Source organism: Agarivorans sp. Z349TD_8 (assembly GCF_050870825.2).
GTDB lineage: Bacteria > Pseudomonadota > Gammaproteobacteria > Enterobacterales > Celerinatantimonadaceae > Agarivorans.
In genome coordinates, this window is the sequence record NZ_CP194037.2 from 1470080 (window position 1) to 1487679 (window position 17600).

Below are 17600 nucleotides of genomic sequence, written 5' to 3' on the forward strand. Positions count from 1 at the left end.
CTCAATGGCGCGTATTATTGTTGAAGAACCGAAGACACTAACAATTGGGTATATGGATGGCGTGGATCATCCAGTACTCGATCGCTTAAGCCACTTTCCACCACCTGACCTTGCTTCATCACCATGATCCGATGGGCTAATAAGCGGGCCACTGCTAAATCATGGGTGACAATCACCACCGCTAGCTGCAGTTCGGTGACTAAGTTGCGAATTAAATCGAGCAAACGGGCTTGCACCGAAACATCTAAGCCGCCGGTGGGTTCATCCATAAACACTAATTTAGGATGGGTCACTAAGTTACGGGCTATTTGCAGCCGTTGCTGCATGCCGCCAGAAAACGTTAGCGGTTGGTCGTCAATACGGCTGGGATCGATCTCTACTGCTTTGAGCCAGCAAATGGCTTGCTCGCGGATCTGTGCATAGTTACGCCAGCCGACCTCCATTAGACGCTCACCAATGTTTCCGCCTGCGGAGACTTGTGGCCGCAAGCCATCCATAGGGTGTTGGTGCACAATGCCAAAATTGGCGCGGATTAAACGCCGGCGTTCGGCTTCGCTAATATGATATAAGCTGGCCCACTGTTGGGTATTGTTGCGATAATTGACCTGACCACTTTGGGGCGTTAAACGACCCGACAGGCTCTTGAGTAGGGTCGTTTTACCGGAGCCTGATTCGCCGACAATCGCTAATACTTCGCCCGGATACAGTTCTAAATCGAGCGCCTCAAAGCCCTTCGCTGGGGCGTAGAGCATGCTTAAGTTATGAGCGGTGAGTAATGGGCTGACTTCGCTCTGAAGCGAGTTTTGTGGGGCTGTTGGTGCCGATTGAGGCTGCCAATGTTGCTCCAACTGGCTGGCTAATTTATTCATCTTGGGCTCCTTCGCTAGCCGCTTGTTGTTTTTGGCAGAAGTCGGTGTCGGAGCAAATAAATACTCGCTGGCCTTGGTCATCAACCAATACTTCGTCTAGAAAGGTATTGCTATTCCCACAGATGCTGCAGGGTTGCTCCCAATGTTGAATGGAAAAGGGATGATCTTCGAAGTCGAGGCTACGCACTTTGGTGTAGGGTGGAATGCAGTAAATACGTTTTTCTCGCCCGGCACCAAAAATCATTAAGGCTGGCGACAGATTGAGTTTTGGGTTATCAAACTTAGGGATCGGTGAGGGATCCATTAAGTAGCGGTCATGGACCATGACCGGGTAAGCGTAGCTGGTGGCTATGTAGCCATAGTTCACAATATCTTCGTAGAGCTTGACTTGCATTGACCCGTATTCTTCGAGAGCGTGCATTTTTTTGGTTTCGGTTTCGCGCGGTTCGATAAACCGCAAGGGTTCGGGGATCGGCACCTGAAACACCAAAATTTGTGCATTACTGAGGGTTTGTTCGGGAATGCGATGCCGGGTTTGGATTACGCTGGCTTGCTCGGTTTGTTCGGTGGTGGTTATGCCACACACCTTGGCAAAAAACTGCCGGATTGAAACCGCGTTAGTGGTGTCATCGGCGCCTTGGTCAATCACCTTGAGCACATCTGTCTGGCCCAAAATTGATGCACTAAGCATGATTCCTCCGGTTCCCCAACCATAGGGCATCGGCATTTCTCGGCCACCAAAAGGTACTTGATAACCGGGGATAGCAACTCCTTTGAGGATGGCTCGGCGGATCATCCGTTTGGTTTGTTCGTCTAAATAGGCAAAGTTATATTGCTGGTCATCGTCAGTGATAGCCGCGGTGTGTTGACTAAAGCGGGTCATACTGGCTCTCCTGTTGCTGGCGCATTTTACGTAACAATTCTAATTCAGACTGAAAATCGACGTAGTGAGGTAGTTTTAAATGAGAGACAAAGCCTGCCGCTTCCACGTTGTCGGCGTGGGCCAGTACAAACTCTTCATCTTGCGCCGGACTGGTCACTGGTTCGTCATAGCGTTGTGCTTGCAGGGCGCGGTCAAGTAAGGCGACAGCCATGGCTTTGCGTTCACTAAAACCAAAAGCTAAGCCGTAACCGCGAGTGAAATGAGGACCTTGCGCCTGCTCAGCCACAAAGCCATTGATCATCTCGCATTCGGTCAGGACGATACTGCCAATATCAATGTTAAACCCTAGCTCTTCTGGACAGATCTGCAGATTTACCTCACCGCTGCGAATTTCTCCGGCAAACGGGTGGTTACGGCCGTATCCTCGTTGGGTCGAGTAGGCCAGTGATAATAAGAAGCCCTCATCACCGCGGCTCAATTGTTGTAGGCGCGCAGCACGAGAACAGGGATAGCTTATCGCTTGTTGGCTGAGGTCGGCGGGCTCTTCTCCGCGGTCGACTTCTGGTATTGCCAGACCTTGTTGTTCCAGTAAGGCAAATACTCGGCTAAAGTTTTGAGCTTCTGCTGGGGGGGAGTCTTGCTGTAAATTCTGCTGCTCAGCAGTTTTTGGTGCGGGCTTATCGGTGCCTGACTCGGGGGGGCTCGGCGGGTGTCCTTCGGCGAGCAGACTAAAGTCGAGTAGGCGATGACTATAGTCATAGCTTGGTCCGAGTTGCTGCCCGCCGGGCAGATCTTTATAGCTGGCTGAGATCCGCCGCTGAACCCGCATTTGGTCAGTATCTAAGGGCTCACATATCGCTAATGAGGGAAGGGTGGTTCGGTAGGCGCGTAGCAGGAAGATGGCTTCAATTTGATCGCCGCTGGCTTGCTTAATCGCCAGCGCGGCCAGCTCTGGATCAAACACCCCTCCTTCGGTCATGACTCGCTCGACCGCTAGACTCAATTGTTGGCTGATTTGGGCGACGCTTAGCTCGGCAACGTCCGTATGACCTCGGCGACGTTGCGCTTGTAGCCGATGTGCTGCGGCAATGGCTTTTTCGCCTCCTTTTACTGCGACATACATTAGATACGCTCCAATTGGGTAGTGCGACTGATAGCCAGCAAGGATTGTTGATGACAGAAGACAAACTCCAAGCCGAGTGGGTAGTGGTGGCTAGGTTTGGAGAGGTAGTCAAGCAGGCTTGCTCCAAGCTCGCCAAACTGTCGGATGATGGGGTGCTGAATGCCCGGTCCACTTAAGCGAAAGCGTGGACCGCTGTCTAAATCTTCAGTTTGTACCAGCAGCATTGCACTGTGCTCCGGACTCATGTCACTGCCGGCTTTGCACTGCATCAGATCAATGGTTTGGGTGCTGTTGATGACCACAAAATCGGCTTGCTGGAGAGTCGTTCTTTGAACACCGTTATGAAACGCCAAGTTTGCCACCGCGTGTGCTAAGTCAGTCGGTTTGGCTAATTCGGGACTGAGGTATAGGCCAGTATGTTGATCACACAGGCTCATGATGACTTGGCTGGCGGCAGGATTTAGTGGCGCAAAACCGCGGTGTTTATCAAGCGAGACCCGGCTACCCGGTTCACTGAAAGCTTTAAGGATTTGCCGAAAACAGTGTTGAGCATGGTGGACGGGTTGCGCAAAACCAGTTTCTATTTGCAGCATTAGTCTTCTCCCCGAACGACAGTGAAAAAATCGACCTTCGATTGAGCCGCTTGTTCGGCGACTTGTTGCCTCGCCAACTGTTGTAGCTCTGCGAGAGGTTGAATAATCGCTTCTTGTAATACCGGTGCGGTGGATGCTTGCTGTAACAGTGCATCGATTAGCGCCGATAGCAGCGCATGTTGTTTCGCGCGTCCCCGTAAGTAGCTATAACCGGTGGTGCCATCGACTAAACGCACCGCTGCCCGAGTCATGGTGGTCTCTGCCAAATTGAAACGCTCGCCATTGCCTCCCACTCGACCTTGAATCTTTGCCAAGCCAATTTCGGGTTGTCGGATCACTTCACAGGGCGGGTCTAGTTTGAGTTTTCTCCAGCGTTGTTCTAGCTCGGAAAAGGGGGCGTTAGCGAGTATTGCCATCCAGTGTTGGCGAGCAGTTTGTTGTGGGGAAGGCGTGGTGTGACTCATGATGCATGCTCCAAGCTGAGTTCAACTAACTCGGCTCTAATGTGGGAAATTGAAAACTCGAAGGGTTGCTGTTGTTGGTCGATATTGACGGTTTGTAAGCGGAGTAGCGGTTTACTGGGATCAATTTGTAGGCAGGCGCAGTCTTCATTATTAGGAAGTTGCGCGCCAATCACCGTGTGTTTACGGCGTAAATTGATGGCGCAGTGCTGGGCCAAAAAGTGATGTAATGAACCCTGTTGGTAGCGGCCGAGTTGGCTTTCGTGTTCACCCAAACGCAGGTGATGAAATACGATACTGATTGGGATCTGGTCGATAAAGCGCAAGGTTTTGAGTTGAATTATCGGGCTGGCTAGCGCAATCTCTAAATTATTTGCCACCTGTTGGTTAGCGTTACTACGGATGCAACTAAGCAGCCGACTATTGGGCTTTGCTCCGGCATTGAGCAGGTTATCGGTGAATTTTGCCCCCGAATGCAGCGGATAACGCACTGGCTGACTGAGTACCAGCACGCCTTTGCCCTGTTGGCGCAGCAACCAACCTTTTAGCACCAATTGGTCAATGGCGCGGCGCAGTGTATGCCGATTGACTTGATAGCGTTCCGCTAAGCGTTGCTCGGGGGGAAGGTATTGGCCTGCCTGATAAGCACTGCTAATTTCTTTTTCGAGGCTGAGAGCAATTTCTTGATAGCGCGGCATGAGCAGACTCGACTAAATAAACAGTTTACGGATCCGTTGGGAAACAAAATCCAACAGGCTTACTGTGACCACGATGATCAGCATTACCGCGCAGGTTTGAGGAAACATAAAGCCACGAATGCTCTCCCATAAGATCACACCGATGCCGCCCGCACCCACCATGCCCACGACTGTGGCCGATCGCACATTAGACTCGAAGCGATACAAGGAGAAGGAGATCCATAGTGGGAGCACTTGTGGGATCACGCCATAAACAATTTCTTCGAGTTTATTGGCACCAGTGGCGCGCACCCCTTCTACTTGGCCTGGATCAATCGCTTCAACGGCTTCCGAGAACAGCTTGGCTAACACGCCGGTGGTGTGAATGAATAATGCCATTACGCCAGCAAAGGGGCCCAAGCCCACAGTCACCACAAACAACATGGCAAAAACCATTTCGTTAATCGCTCGGGCGGCATCCATTAGCCGACGCATGGCTAGACAAACCGATGTTGGGACCATGTTTTCGGCGCACATTAAACCGAAGGGCACTGCTAAAATGATTGAGAACAGGGTGCCCCAAATGGCGATATGTAGGGTAATCAGCATTTCTTCGAGGTAGTAGCTGAGGTCACTAAAATCGGGCGGAAAGAAGTCACTGGCTAGCTCGGCCATATTGCCCGCGTCGTTATATAGCTTCATTGGTGCAATTTCAGCACCTTGCCAGCTCCAGCTGAGGCCTGCCAGCACTAGGGCCCAAATTGACAAGGTAAGCCAAGACGGGCGCGCGGATTGATCGGTGAGCATCGCATCGAGTTTCATAAGCTTTCTCAAGATGTCTAGATAAGTTGCTGAAAGAGAAGCTGAGCCGAAGCTCAGCTTACAAGAGCCTATTGCGCCATTGCGATAATCGCGTTTTGCTGGCGACTTAAATCGGCGAGTTGGGCGTCGATCACCGATAGTTCGGCGGCTTTTTCAGCTTTTGACAATTTGCTGTCATGCTCAAGCTTGAGGCGGTTTTTGAACAACACCAATTGGCGGATGGGTAATAGTTGCAAGTCGCTAGAGGCTTTGAAAGGAGCCCACTGTAATGATCTGAGTACCGCGAGTTGTTTAGCATCACCCGATTTGCCGTAGTTCATGAAGAAGCTGTAAACTTTATCTTTAACGCTTTCGGGAAGGTTTTTTCGCCAAACGATGGGGTCTGATGGGATCAGTGGTGATTTCCAAATCACTTTTAATTGGGCAAACTTGTCGGGAGCGGTGACCTTCAAGCGGTCCATGTTTTCGGTATTTCCGGTGGCAACGTCAACTTGTTTTGCGGCGGCAGCTAAAGCGTTGGCTTCGTGGCCCGAATTCATGCTGCGTTTAAAATCTGCGACCGAAATGTTGTGTTCGGCAAAGACGTAGTAGGAGGGGACTAAGAAGCCAGAGGTGGAATTGGGATCGCCGTTGCCGAAGGTGAGTTCACTACGATGAGCAATCACATCTTCTAAGTTATTCAAGGGGCTGTCTTTATGAGTGACTAAGACACTCCAGTAACCAGGGTTGCCGGTCACGTCGACGGTTTGCGCAAAAATTTCACCACCGGCACGGTCTACCGCTTCCATGGCTGATTTATTGCCGAACCAGGCTACGTCGACTTTATCAAACCGCATACCTTGAATGATACCAGCGTAATCAGGCGCAAAAAATGCCTTTATTTTATAGCCAGTTTGTTGCTCCATGGCCTCTAGAAACGGGGTCCATGTAGTTTTTAAATTTTGCTGAGATTCGGTAGAAATGATCCCAAAATTGATAGTGTCCTGCGCTTTGTCAGCCGCTGACACGAGGGGGGAACCGAACGTTGCTGCGAGCATTGCGCTTGCAAAGGCGGTCTGCTTAATAAACTGTAACATGCCATCTATCTCCTTCATTTATGGATTAGGCCATCTGTGGCCATGGTTGTGGTACTGCGAGATCTTGTGCTTCGGTATTGCTGGGATCCAAGCTTGAGCCATACAAGGCTGCCAAGCTGGCTTCTGTTAAATTTTGGCTTGGGCCGTCGTAAAAAATTTCGCCACGTTTTAAGGCGACAACTCTCGGGCAATAGCGTTTGGCGTAGTCAACCTGGTGTAAGGTCACCACCACCGCGATGCCTTCCTGTTGGTTAATATCGGTGAGGATTTCCATCACGATTCGTGATGATTCTGGGTCTAATGAGGCGATGGGCTCATCGGCCAAAATAATCTTGGCTTGCTGCATCAAGGCGCGGGCAATTGCCACTCGCTGTTGCTGACCACCAGAAAGCGTCGAAACACGTTGTTGGGCAAACTGCTCCAGACCGACACGTTTTAGCGCGACTAAAGCCTGTTGCTTTTGTGACGTGGTAAAACGCCCGCTGAGGCTGCGCCAAAGTGGGGTCGCACTAAGCGCTCCAATTAATACGTTGTGTAATACACTTAGGCGAGAGACCAGATTAAACTGCTGAAAGATGTAACCAGTTTGGCTACGGCTTTGCCGTACGGTTTTACAAAATTTACCATTCCGTTGCACTGGGGTGCCTAGAACTTCGATGTAACCCTGACTATTTTTATCGCTGGTGATTAAGCCATTGAGGTGACGTAGTAATGTCGATTTCCCTGAGCCAGAGGGACCAAGCAGGGCGACCATTTCACCTTGCTCAACACTCAGGTTAATATTTTGCAAAGCATGATTCGTCGCAAAGTGCTTATGGAGCTGTTTTACGGCGATGACTTGTTTGCTCATGACACAATCTCGTAGTTGGTTTGAGCATAATTTAATCAACAAATGTGACAGTTAGCTTATCTAGACATGTCACTTGGGTGACGTATTTATGGCAATTGAGTGACTAAAAAAACATCAATGCGTTGCGAAGGTGGCGATAGCCGTCTTGTAAAGAGTAGGGGGACATGCTTTGTAAACAAAGTGTGGCGGGAATGGCGGAAATCTAAAACCGATCCCATCAATGGATGCCTGAGATGTCAATGATTGCGCGGTGTTTGCCGCGAGCTGAAGGCCAATGCCAGAGCGGTCATCAAGCTGAATCCCCGCTTTCGTTCAGCAACCAATATCCTCATTCTAATGTGTGACATCGCTTTGCTGGGGGGAGGCCGCGGCTTTTCAAACTAAGCCCTTGCACCGCAAGCCCAAAATGAAATCAAACCGAAAATACTAAGCCTGGGCCTATCGCTTTGCTGGCCCCTATTGACGCTACTGAGTTGCAACAGAGTATTGTGGAGGCGGAGGCTAAATACCTTCGGTTACTCGATTATACGGAGATTTGCTGTTGTCCAATCTGTTGCGCAAAACCACCCACCATCACTTTAGAGATATCTAATTGCTGGCGCTCGATTGAAGCCGTAATGATTGAAACACAGTTCATGACTCTACCTTGTTCAAAAGTAAAGTGATCGCTATGTTCATCGCGAAGATGTTTGGTTAAGTAACAGGCTAATGCACCACTAGCACTGCCCGTGGCGGATTCTTCTGGTATCCCAAATAAAGGCGCAAAATTACGACAACTCGCCGTTAGTTTGCTTGCTTTTTCGCACAGTTCAAAAGCATGCAGACCAACGAGATCATATTTTTTACAGAACTCACTGAGTAAATGTTGATTGACCTGAATTCTATCTAGATATCCCAATGGCACAGGAACGATAAGATCGTGTAAGCCGGTTGAAACGACCTCGATGGGTAGTTGAGTTGTTTCTAGAATGTTTACGTCAATTCCAATCAACTCTGAGACCTCCTGATAAGCAAATTCCTCGCGATATTCAGGTAGCTTCTGCTCCATCACTATATGACCATTCGATTCTATTGTCACCGTGAGTAAGCCTGCTTTTGTCCTCTGAACATATTGCCCCTCAGTGATGACTCCTTTTTGATGCATGATTGAGAATGCAGCTAAAGTTGCGTGTCCACAGAAATCAACTTCACCCGTTATAGTGAAAAAAGACAATTCAAAGTCGACTTCGTCATCTTGAGAAACAAAGGCCGTTTCTGAATAGCCAACGGCTTGCGCTATTTCTAGCTTTTCTTGATTCGACAGTTTATCGGCGTGCAATACTACGCCGGCAGGATTTCCTCCGCGTCCATTGGCCGTAAAGGCGTTAACCAAAAAAGCTTCAACATTCATAACTATTTGTGTCTCCGTATAAGATCTTACCCGTCATCTGTTTTTTTTGCGCAGTGCTGTTTTGCAGTCAAGTGGCAAAACGCAGCGCAGCAAAAAGGGATCGATTGATAAACTATTGTACGCCCGGTATGGCATGAAGAAATGAGCGGAAAGTCCTTTTTAGGACGTTCACCGCTTGCTCTCAGTTTGAGAATTAAACGCTAAGGAGTCTTGAATGGCAAGGGCATTCTCTTCATCTGTGGATATTTCGGCGGGCGGCATTTCTTATAAATATCGAGCCCAAATGCTGCGCTATTGCGTCAGGTTTGAGATTAAAACGCATTAAAAATTGAAACAAATTCTTTAATTATTATTTTCATGCTTAAGGAGTACTTTGAATCGCGCGAATAACTGCCTGATGAGGCTATTCCCGTATTACAACTAGGCTGTTTTTCAGCTCTTCGTTGCTGAATACCTTCACTCTGCATTGTAGGTGTCTCAGCAAGATAGCCCCTAAATTGATTGCTAAGTACTATGAAGGTGGATGAATCGTGGCCACAAGGCATTGCAATCATATTGCATCTCATGGTTGGCGAGCCGCTTTGGTGTTTTTCTTTATTGGTGAAAACCTCGTAAAGATAGTGAATCATGATACAAGCTTTCAACGCTCTAACAAACCTTGGGCAGGTATGCACTAGTGGCTACCTGCCCAGCTCATTTTGAATACAGCTAATCGCGGTCTTAGGCGCTTAGACTCTGCGCGGTGAGTACATGTTGCTCGATGGCCACCGCAACACCATCGTTTAAATTGCTGGGCGCGATGTAGTCGGCAATGGCTTTGATATCGTCATCGGCATTGCCCATGGCAACGGCTAATCCGGCAAATTGCAGCATGTGACGATCGTTATCAGCGTCTCCGGCGCACATGACTTGCTTCGCATCTAGATCGAGTAGTGTTGCGAGATGAGCCACCCCGACCCCTTTGTTACTGTCTCGGTGTAAAAACTCAAGAAAATGTGGGGCGCTACGAACCACAGTGTATTGCTGACGTAATTCGGAAGGCAAATTTGCAATGGCTTGGTCTAGAACCGTTTGCTCTGCCACAAACATGATCTTGGTTAAGGCTTCGTCATCGATTAAGTCTGCAAAGTCGACCTGGTTCACTTCGATACCATTAATTGACGATTCAAGATTGGTCCATGGGTTGTGCTGTGGGGTGATTAATCCTTGGCGAGTAGAGAAAGCATGCATAAATACACCGAGTTTTTGAGCAATCGCGGTGAGCGCTTTTGCATCACTCCCTGTTAATGATGTGGTGTGCAGAACCTCACCATTGCCTACTCTCTGAACTAAAGAACCGTTGTATGAAATCACAAAGTCTTCGTTGCTGGTTAAGCCAAGTTGCTCTAAGTAGGGCTGGATCCCTGCTAGAGGACGTCCAGAGGCTAAAACAACTTTAGCGCCTGCTTGTTTGGCAGCTTGAATCGCCTGATAAGTACGTGGGGTGATTTTTTTCTCGTCATTGAGAAGCGTGCCATCCATATCTAGGGCGATAAGTTTAATCATATTTCGGCAGACCTTTAGTGAGTGTAATCGACAGACAGCTTGCATAGCTAAGGGCTAATACTGTCTAGGAGGGGGCAATTCTACACAAAATGGTGGATGATGTCTTAGTTTGTATTGCCTTTAGATGAGGGAGCGGTGGCTGTAGTCAAATGTTTATATTCAAATGATATTTAGTTAAATAGCCGCCCGTGCGAGGACTTGAACTCAGGGTTTTAAGTCCTCGCGTAGGCAGAGCTCGACCAAGTGATGACTTTATTCCGCAGCCTGCATCAGCAGCTGTAAGCTTTGTATTTTGGCATAACGGTCGCCTAGGGCTGCCATCGCCACTTGGTGGACCGTGTTTGCGGGTAAGCTTTGTCCATCTGCAGCACTCAAGGCTCGGGTGGCACAGGCATCGGCACAAATAAAGTTACTGTAGCCGAGTTCTAGCGCGGCAATGGTTGTAGCCGTGACGCACATATGGCTCATCAAGCCCGCGATAATCAGTTGGTTACGTCCGCTTTGCTTTAGCTGTGCTTGTAGTTCTGTGTGATAAAAACTATTGGGTAGACTTTTGATGATCACGGTTTCGCCCGCGAGCGGACGCAGCGAGTGGATCACCGCCGCTTGTTCACTTAGGGGGTTAAAGACAGCTGCATTGACGGTGGCGTGATGCAGTACATGAAAGATCGGCATTGCCTGTTGCCGCGCATAATTGAGTAACTTGGTCGCTTGAGAAATCGCCGCTTGTCCAGCACTGCCTAGCGCTAACTTACCGGTGATATATTCCTGTTGAAAATCGATGAGCAGCAACGCGCTTTGTGAACGATCAAATGGCGTGGGTGTCGCACCTGCGATGGAGAGTAGAGTGGTCGGTTTTGGCATGCGAATCTCTTTAGTGATGGGTGAGTAGGGCTTTAGCTTAAGCTAAGTAGGTTGAGAGGTAAGCGAGCAATTCTGCTCAAGGCCTATGCAAAATTAATCGTTGACTTGAAGCAGGGTCTAGCATGAGCGTATTTATCGAATGTTAAGTGGAGGGGAGTCAGGTTGCGCAAGCAAGATAGGCTTTAAAGCATTTCTAGTGGGCGGTGGGCTTGCAATTGCGCTTGATTGCTTTGTACACTTGGCTTGAACCTCAAAAGGGTATGGCGTAAGCATACTTGCAGCCCTTAATTTTGTAGGCTTTCCAAGTTGATGAACTCGAGTACCGCATACTCAAGTCGTGGCGGTAGAATAAATATGAATGGAATGAACTGGGACGATTTACGATTCTTCACGGCTTTGGTTGAATGTGGCACCGCGACGGCGGCTGCGAAGCGTTTGCAGGTGAATTATGCGACGGTGTCGCGGCGTATTGAACGCCTTGAAGATGCCTTGCAGCAGCGTCTGTTTGAGCGTCGTCAAGAGGGATTTATTGCAACCGTAGAAGGCCAATTACTTTATCAAAAAAGCTGCCAGATCCGTGACGACATCGACAGCCTAGCGCCGCACTTTGGTGTGGCAGCCCAGCAGCAAAAGAGCATTGTTTTATCGATGGTGCCCGCTCTAGCCGAATACCTTGTTCTGCCTCACTTAAGCCAGTTACAGGGTCAATTTCCAGATTTAAAACTGGAAATTGAGTTATCCAATCGTAATGTGAGCATTCCTAAAAAAGAGGCTGACATTGCGCTGCGTTTAAGCCTTCCTGAGAGTGGCGATTATCTCTGTAAGAAGATTGGAATGCTGAATTATTGTTTATGCGGTAACGCTCAATGGTTGAATAAACTGAAACAAGCCGAACCGGTGAATGTTATTAGTTATGGCCCAAGTTTAAGCCATTTACCTGAGGCGGAATATTTGTTGAGACGCTTTGGTGTCGCGGCGATCAGATTGCAGACTAATTCGCTTACCAGCCAGCGTATCGCGGCCGAACATGGTTATGGTATTGCTTTATTACCCAGCTGTTGTCTAGTTGGCAGCAATTTATTGCAGCTTCCTTTGTCTGAGCCCTTGCAGCGTGAGGTATGGATGCTTACTTCTCGGCAAAGCAGCCAAATGAGAGCGACTCGCAGGATCATCCGTGAATTAGAAAGCATGTTTGGCTCGTTTCCCTCGTGAGACGTCCTTGGATTTATTTTAAACCTTAGACGAGATGAGAATCTTGTCGTATCAAGTTATTCTGTGATGGCAAGGAGCTAGTATGTTTGAAAGTTACGGTGTGATTAATATATGGACTTATGTTGCAGGGCTGGTGTTTATTATTTTGGCTCCAGGTCCAAATTCTTTGTACGTGTTAAAAACCGGAGCGAGTTACGGGATTGCCTGTGGATATAGAGCCGCTGCAGGAGTCTTGCTGGGCGATGCAATTCTAATCCTACTCTCCTATCTTGGGGTTGCTTCTTTGGTGCAAACCTCTCCGGTTTTGTTTACTGCGATCCGTTATTTAGGGGCTGCATACTTGCTGTATCTTGGCGTAACGTTGATCTACAGTAATTGGTTCGCGCCTAAAGAACGGCTCTCTTCAGCTAAACCCAAAACAGAAAAAGTTTTTCGGAAATCGCTCAGCTTGAGTTTAACCAACCCCAAAGCGTTACTGTTTTATGTGTCGTTTTTTATCCAGTTTATTGACTATAGCTACCATAGCACTTGGATTTCCTATTCCATATTAGCAAGCATTTTGGAGTTGTGTAGTTTAACTTATTTGAGTTTGTTGATTGTATTAGGCTGTCGCTTGACTCAGTATTTTCGCAATAATCAAGGCTTAGCTAAAATGGGGAATAGCGTGTTAGGGCTATTTTTCATGGGATTTGCGGCGAGGTTAGCTAGCTTACATTAAAGCGGGCTGGTTTAAGGAGCACTGCGTCGAAGTATTCATACGATATGTCTGTTTGACTGGCGACGGGCAAATGACCAAGCAGCATATGATGGATATTCATTTAGCATCGCGCTGAGAAATCACGTGACGAGCTTTTGCATTGCCGCGAGCAGTGATAGAGATAAGGTATATACTCAGGCTGAATTGCATGGAATACAAGGACTTATATTATGAAAAAAGTGGCGGTGATACTCTCGGGCTGTGGAGTTTTTGATGGCGCAGAGTTGGGTGAATCGATACTAACGTTGTTACACATTACCAAGGCGGGAGCCCGTTATCAGTGCTTCGCACCGGATGTGATGCAACGACATACTATTAATCACCTCACGGGTGAAGAGCAACAGCAAACTCGCAATGTATTGCTTGAATCGGCGAGAGTGGCTCGCGGTGATGTGAAGGCGGTTACTGAGTTAGTGGCCGAAGACTTTGACGCACTTATTATCCCTGGTGGTTTTGGGGCGGCCAAAAATTTATCTGACTTTGCTGTAAATGGTGTTGAGGCAAGTGTACAAGGAGATGTGCTTAAGGCTTGTAAAGCCTTTGCCGAAGCCAATAAACCTGCTGCTTATATGTGTATTGCTCCAGTGATGATCCCATTGGTCTATGGTCCGGGGGCTCAATTTACCATCGGCAATGACACCGATACAATTGCAGTTATTAGCGCGCTTGGTGGCGAGCATATTGAATGTGCGGTGGCTGATATAGTGGTTGATCACTCGCGCAAGTTGGTGAGTACACCGGCCTATATGTTGGCTCAAAATCTTGTCGAAGCCGAGCTTGGGATTGCCAAACTGGTGAATCAAGTATTAGCGATGAGCTAAATCGACCTTGGTGCTTGGTGGCTATGCTTGGCCTACGAGAGAGTACAGGCAGAGGGATCACGCCTTGTGACATAGCTTGAGTGTGCAAGCGTTGTTTTTGTCTTATCAGCCAAAGCCAACAATGACTAATTTGCTGCGCGCTAGGTGTTGAGTCACCGAGCCCAAGTGATGCTTGTTTCGAAAAACCAAAGAACCTGGATGATTACAACTGCTTGGCCTAAAGCTGAAGGATGTTTAGCGTTCTTTTTTGCTGAGCTAGACCAAGTGAGCTGGTTTTTTGCTTGAGGAATTGTTGCTTGCGCCATTCTTTTCTAGTAAGTTGTCGAGTTCCTCGCCAGGCATCGGGTGATAAAAATAAAAGCCTTGGTACACATCGCAGCCATGACTGTGTAAGAACGTCAGTTGTGATTCGGTTTCCACGCCTTCTGCCACGGTACTTAAGTCTAGGTTGTTGGCTAAGTTGATAATGGTCGAGCAGATTTGTCCATCTTCAACGGTGCTGGCGCATTCGTCGACAAAGGAACGATCAATTTTGAGTACATCAATGGGCAGTCGTTTCAGGTAGTTGAGCGAAGAATAACCAGTGCCAAAATCGTCGACAGAAATTTGAATGTTCAGTTTTTTCAAAGCCGACATTACTTCGATACAACGTTCTATATCGGTGAGAAGTACCCCCTCGGTGATTTCAAATTCTAAGGCAGAACCATCGAGGCCATGTTGTTGAAGGGCATGGCTGGCATACGCTTCTAAGCGGCCAGAGACCAAATGTCTACCTGATATATTCACCGATACCGGCACCGTTGCGAAGCCAGCTGTGCGCCAAGCTTGTAGTTGCTGGCATACCTTGGCGATGGCAAATTCACCGAGGGTGATCACGAGCTCTGAATCCTCAGCCAATGGGATAAATTCGCTAGGTGAGATTTGACCTTCTTGCGGATGAGACCAGCGCATTAGTGCCTCTAAGCCCACGATTTGCTTATCAGCGGTGACCTTTGGTTGATAAACGATGCGAAATTGTTCTCCAGCCTTCAGACCTTTTTTCATCTCTTGTTCATAATCGAAATTACGGGCGGTTTTACTCGCCATCTCGGCCTCAAAGACTTGGTAGTTGTCGCGGCCTCGTTGTTTGGCGTAGTACATGGCGATGTCGGCATGTTGGATGAGTTGTTCTGCGCTGGTGGTTGTTAAATTGGCCTGTGCGATACCAATGCTGGTGGCAATGTTAATCACCCGTCCATCTAACTTCACTGGTTGACGCATTAAGCTAAGAATGGCGTTGGCTTTAGTGTGTGCCAATTCCATGGTGACGGAATCGGTGAATAAGACCACAAATTCATCTCCCCCCCAGCGGGCAATGACATCAGAGGTGCGGGTGACATCAATCAGACGTTTTGCAACTTCACAGAGTAATTGGTCGCCAGCTTTGTGGCCGAGGGTATCGTTAATTTTTTTAAAGCGGTCCAGATCCATGAAAAATAGTACCACCTGGCTTGGCTGGTGCTCGTGGCGCTGAGCGGCTTGAATCAGTGACTCCATTAAATAGGTCCGATTATATAAGCCGGTGAGAGGATCGCTATAGGCCAGTTGACGTAGCTTGTCTTGCAACTTGAGTTGCCGAGTGACATCGCGAATATGTAGCGTAAATTCATTCTCGGTATTGCTATTAAAGTTGGCTCCAGTGATGGATATTTCTGCTGGAAACTCATGATCTGAGTTGCGGGTTAAAGTAAGCGAATTTCGACGATGGCGTAGTAAGCCCTGTGAGCTTGAGAAGCGATGGGCTAAGCTTTTTCTTACTTCGTCTTGATTCTTTGGTAGCACGAATAAATTGATGAAGTTTTTATGCACGACTTGTGGTTTTAAAAAGCCAAAGGTCCTTTCGGCTGCGGGATTAAACTCGATGATTTTGCCACTTAGATCAACCGTTACGATACTGTCCATAGAGGAGTCGAGGATGGCGCTCTTGCGTTTTTCACTGGCTTTAAAACTGTTAATGGCGTCATCACGCTTGTTGATTTCGGCGCTGACTCGCTCAATCACTCGATTGTATTGATTGGCAATTTGCCCCACCTCGGTAAACGGTTCAACGGGGACTGGCGTGGAAAACATACCTTGCTGCTGCTGTCGTTCCATAGAATTGAGTAGGTCGATTAGCTCGGTAGAGGCGCGGTGTTCGGAGACGTTCATGCCTTGCAATTCATCTTTAGCCGAAACTCGTAGTGGTAGAAAACGATTGACTAACAGCAGTAGTATAAAACTAAGTCCTAAGCTGTAGACTCCAATGCTGATCACGCCAACGAGTTGCGCGAACAGTTGCTGTGAGCGGCTGAGTTCAGTGCCTATCAGTTGTAAGTCCCCGAATAGCGCGACTGCTAAGGTTCCCCAAATACCGGCAAATAAATGCGCGGGAACAACCCCTAGCGCATCGTCGATTTTCAGTTTTTCTAGCCAAATTGTGCCGAAATATAAAATCAAGCCAGCAACAATCCCGATCAACATCGCCGACTTGCTAGACATCACATGACAACCGGCTGTAATCGATACTAAGCCAGCAATTACGCCATTCATAATAAAGCCTACATCGAAGAAGCGTTGAGCGCGATAATGGCATAGCGAACTGACTAAGCCGCCGCCTACGGCAGCTAAACAGGTATTTAGAATGATTTTGGGGACATGTTCGTTCATTATCAAAGTGCTACCGCCATTGAAACCAAACCAGCCAAGCCACAGTAGTAAGGTGCCCAGAACCGACATCGGCAGGTTATTTCCAACAGGCATTGTTTGATTAGAATCGAAGCGGCCGAGGCGTGGGCCAATGATAATAATGGCAGCAAGTGCAACGTAGCCGCCTACTGAATGCACCACCGTGGAGCCTGCAAAGTCGACAAATCCAATTTGTTCTAGCCAACCTTGGTTTCCGGCTATATAGGCCGAAGACCAAGCCCAATGTCCGGCGATGGGATAGATCACCGCGCTGAGTACTACCGAAATAGATAAGTAGCCAATAAAAGACATTCGTTCGGCCACCGCACCGGAGAGTAGCGTTGCGGCGGTACCACAGAACATGGTTTGAAAAAGAAAGAAACTGATTTGGTAGGGGCTTTGGGTGTCGCCAAAGAAAAACTCACTACTGCCGAGTAGGCCATAGCTAGTGTCGCCAAACATCAGTGCAAAGCCGAAGATCCAGTAAATTAGGGAGGCGATGATGAAATCAGCAATGTTTTTGGCGGCGACGTTAATGCTGTTTTTACTGCGGATTTTTCCTGTCTCTAAACATAAAAAACCAGCTTGCATGATAAAGACTAAGAACGAGGCGATTAATAACCAAGAATATTCCATTGTTTCTCCCTGTTACTCCTTGGCCAGCACAATTCCTTTTTGAAGATAGAGTGACCTTTAAGTCAAACTGCTGCAGAGTATGTCAACTACTTACAAGTGATCACTTGATTAATATCCTAATCTCTCAATAAAATTATTGAGACGCTTAGACTGATTTAATGCATGATTCGCAGCGTGTTATCCTTGGCTCTCTCACGCCGTTTTGTGGCGAGCTGATAACACAACCAACAAGCCGAAAACTATATTAGTCATGTCTAAACATGAAGCAATGAGTATCATAGTTCGTCTTCTTAAGGCAAGAGTAATCTCGGTTTAACT

Annotated in this window: 16 protein-coding genes; 3 read left to right on the forward strand and 13 right to left on the reverse strand. The window is 48.0% G+C overall.

The window, feature by feature from the left end; all coding sequences use genetic code 11:
- Positions 1–14 precede the first annotated feature (14 nt).
- From phnK to ACRRS1_RS06695, 12 genes are all read right to left on the reverse strand, one after another.
- Positions 15–869 (reverse strand): phosphonate C-P lyase system protein PhnK, encoded by an 855-nt coding sequence (gene phnK, locus ACRRS1_RS06640; protein WP_432468114.1) that lies wholly within the window; start codon positions 867–869, stop codon positions 15–17.
- Complete coding sequence (locus ACRRS1_RS06645) at positions 862–1752, reverse strand: alpha-D-ribose 1-methylphosphonate 5-phosphate C-P-lyase PhnJ (protein WP_432453942.1); 891 nt, start codon at positions 1750–1752, stop codon at positions 862–864. The genes phnK and ACRRS1_RS06645 overlap by 8 nt, the downstream gene beginning before the upstream one ends.
- Positions 1739–2875 (reverse strand): carbon-phosphorus lyase complex subunit PhnI, encoded by a 1137-nt coding sequence (locus ACRRS1_RS06650; protein ID WP_432458965.1) that lies wholly within the window; start codon positions 2873–2875, stop codon positions 1739–1741. The genes ACRRS1_RS06645 and ACRRS1_RS06650 overlap by 14 nt, the downstream gene beginning before the upstream one ends.
- Positions 2875–3468 carry a phosphonate C-P lyase system protein PhnH gene (gene phnH, locus ACRRS1_RS06655; protein WP_432453940.1) on the reverse strand — a complete coding sequence of 198 codons (594 nt, stop codon included), beginning with the start codon at positions 3466–3468 and terminating at the stop codon, positions 2875–2877. The genes ACRRS1_RS06650 and phnH overlap by 1 nt, the downstream gene beginning before the upstream one ends.
- A complete protein-coding gene (gene phnG, locus ACRRS1_RS06660; protein ID WP_432453939.1) occupies positions 3468–3932 on the reverse strand; it encodes a phosphonate C-P lyase system protein PhnG in 465 nt (154 codons plus the stop codon). Before phnG ends, phnH begins: the two co-directional genes overlap by 1 nt.
- The gene (phnF, locus tag ACRRS1_RS06665; protein WP_432458968.1) at positions 3929–4627 is read right to left on the reverse strand and encodes a phosphonate metabolism transcriptional regulator PhnF; all 699 of its coding nucleotides are present in this window, start codon (positions 4625–4627) and stop codon (positions 3929–3931) included. Before phnF ends, phnG begins: the two co-directional genes overlap by 4 nt.
- Before the next feature lie 12 nt (positions 4628–4639).
- The gene (phnE, locus tag ACRRS1_RS06670) at positions 4640–5428 is read right to left on the reverse strand and encodes a phosphonate ABC transporter, permease protein PhnE (RefSeq protein WP_432453937.1); all 789 of its coding nucleotides are present in this window, start codon (positions 5426–5428) and stop codon (positions 4640–4642) included.
- Between the two features lie 68 nt (positions 5429–5496).
- A complete protein-coding gene (gene phnD / locus ACRRS1_RS06675; RefSeq protein WP_432468113.1) occupies positions 5497–6504 on the reverse strand; it encodes a phosphonate ABC transporter substrate-binding protein in 1008 nt (335 codons plus the stop codon).
- 25 nt (positions 6505–6529) lie between these two features.
- The gene (phnC, locus tag ACRRS1_RS06680; protein WP_432458971.1) at positions 6530–7354 is read right to left on the reverse strand and encodes a phosphonate ABC transporter ATP-binding protein; all 825 of its coding nucleotides are present in this window, start codon (positions 7352–7354) and stop codon (positions 6530–6532) included.
- A gap of 523 nt (positions 7355–7877) precedes the next feature.
- Complete coding sequence (locus ACRRS1_RS06685; RefSeq protein ID WP_432458972.1) at positions 7878–8744, reverse strand: PhzF family phenazine biosynthesis protein; 867 nt, start codon at positions 8742–8744, stop codon at positions 7878–7880.
- A gap of 720 nt (positions 8745–9464) precedes the next feature.
- Positions 9465–10289 (reverse strand): sugar-phosphatase, encoded by an 825-nt coding sequence (gene yidA / locus ACRRS1_RS06690; RefSeq protein WP_432453933.1) that lies wholly within the window; start codon positions 10287–10289, stop codon positions 9465–9467.
- 252 nt (positions 10290–10541) lie between these two features.
- Positions 10542–11153 carry a cysteine hydrolase family protein gene (locus tag ACRRS1_RS06695; protein WP_432464655.1) on the reverse strand — a complete coding sequence of 204 codons (612 nt, stop codon included), beginning with the start codon at positions 11151–11153 and terminating at the stop codon, positions 10542–10544.
- Between the two features lie 354 nt (positions 11154–11507).
- Between ACRRS1_RS06695 and ACRRS1_RS06700 the strand changes: the two genes are divergently transcribed.
- From ACRRS1_RS06700 to elbB, 3 genes are all read left to right on the forward strand, one after another.
- Complete coding sequence (locus tag ACRRS1_RS06700) at positions 11508–12365, forward strand: LysR family transcriptional regulator (RefSeq protein ID WP_432468112.1); 858 nt, start codon at positions 11508–11510, stop codon at positions 12363–12365.
- Positions 12366–12447: 82 nt separating this feature from the next.
- Positions 12448–13083: a leucine efflux protein LeuE gene (leuE, locus tag ACRRS1_RS06705; RefSeq protein ID WP_432453930.1), complete on the forward strand. Its 636-nt coding sequence runs from the start codon at positions 12448–12450 to the stop codon at positions 13081–13083.
- Positions 13084–13292: 209 nt separating this feature from the next.
- Positions 13293–13943 carry an isoprenoid biosynthesis glyoxalase ElbB gene (gene elbB, locus ACRRS1_RS06710; protein ID WP_432464657.1) on the forward strand — a complete coding sequence of 217 codons (651 nt, stop codon included), beginning with the start codon at positions 13293–13295 and terminating at the stop codon, positions 13941–13943.
- Positions 13944–14198: 255 nt separating this feature from the next.
- Here elbB and amt read toward each other — a convergent pair whose 3' ends face one another.
- Positions 14199–17282 (reverse strand): ammonium transporter, encoded by a 3084-nt coding sequence (gene amt, locus ACRRS1_RS06715; RefSeq protein WP_432468111.1) that lies wholly within the window; start codon positions 17280–17282, stop codon positions 14199–14201.
- Positions 17283–17600: the final 318 nt, after the last annotated feature.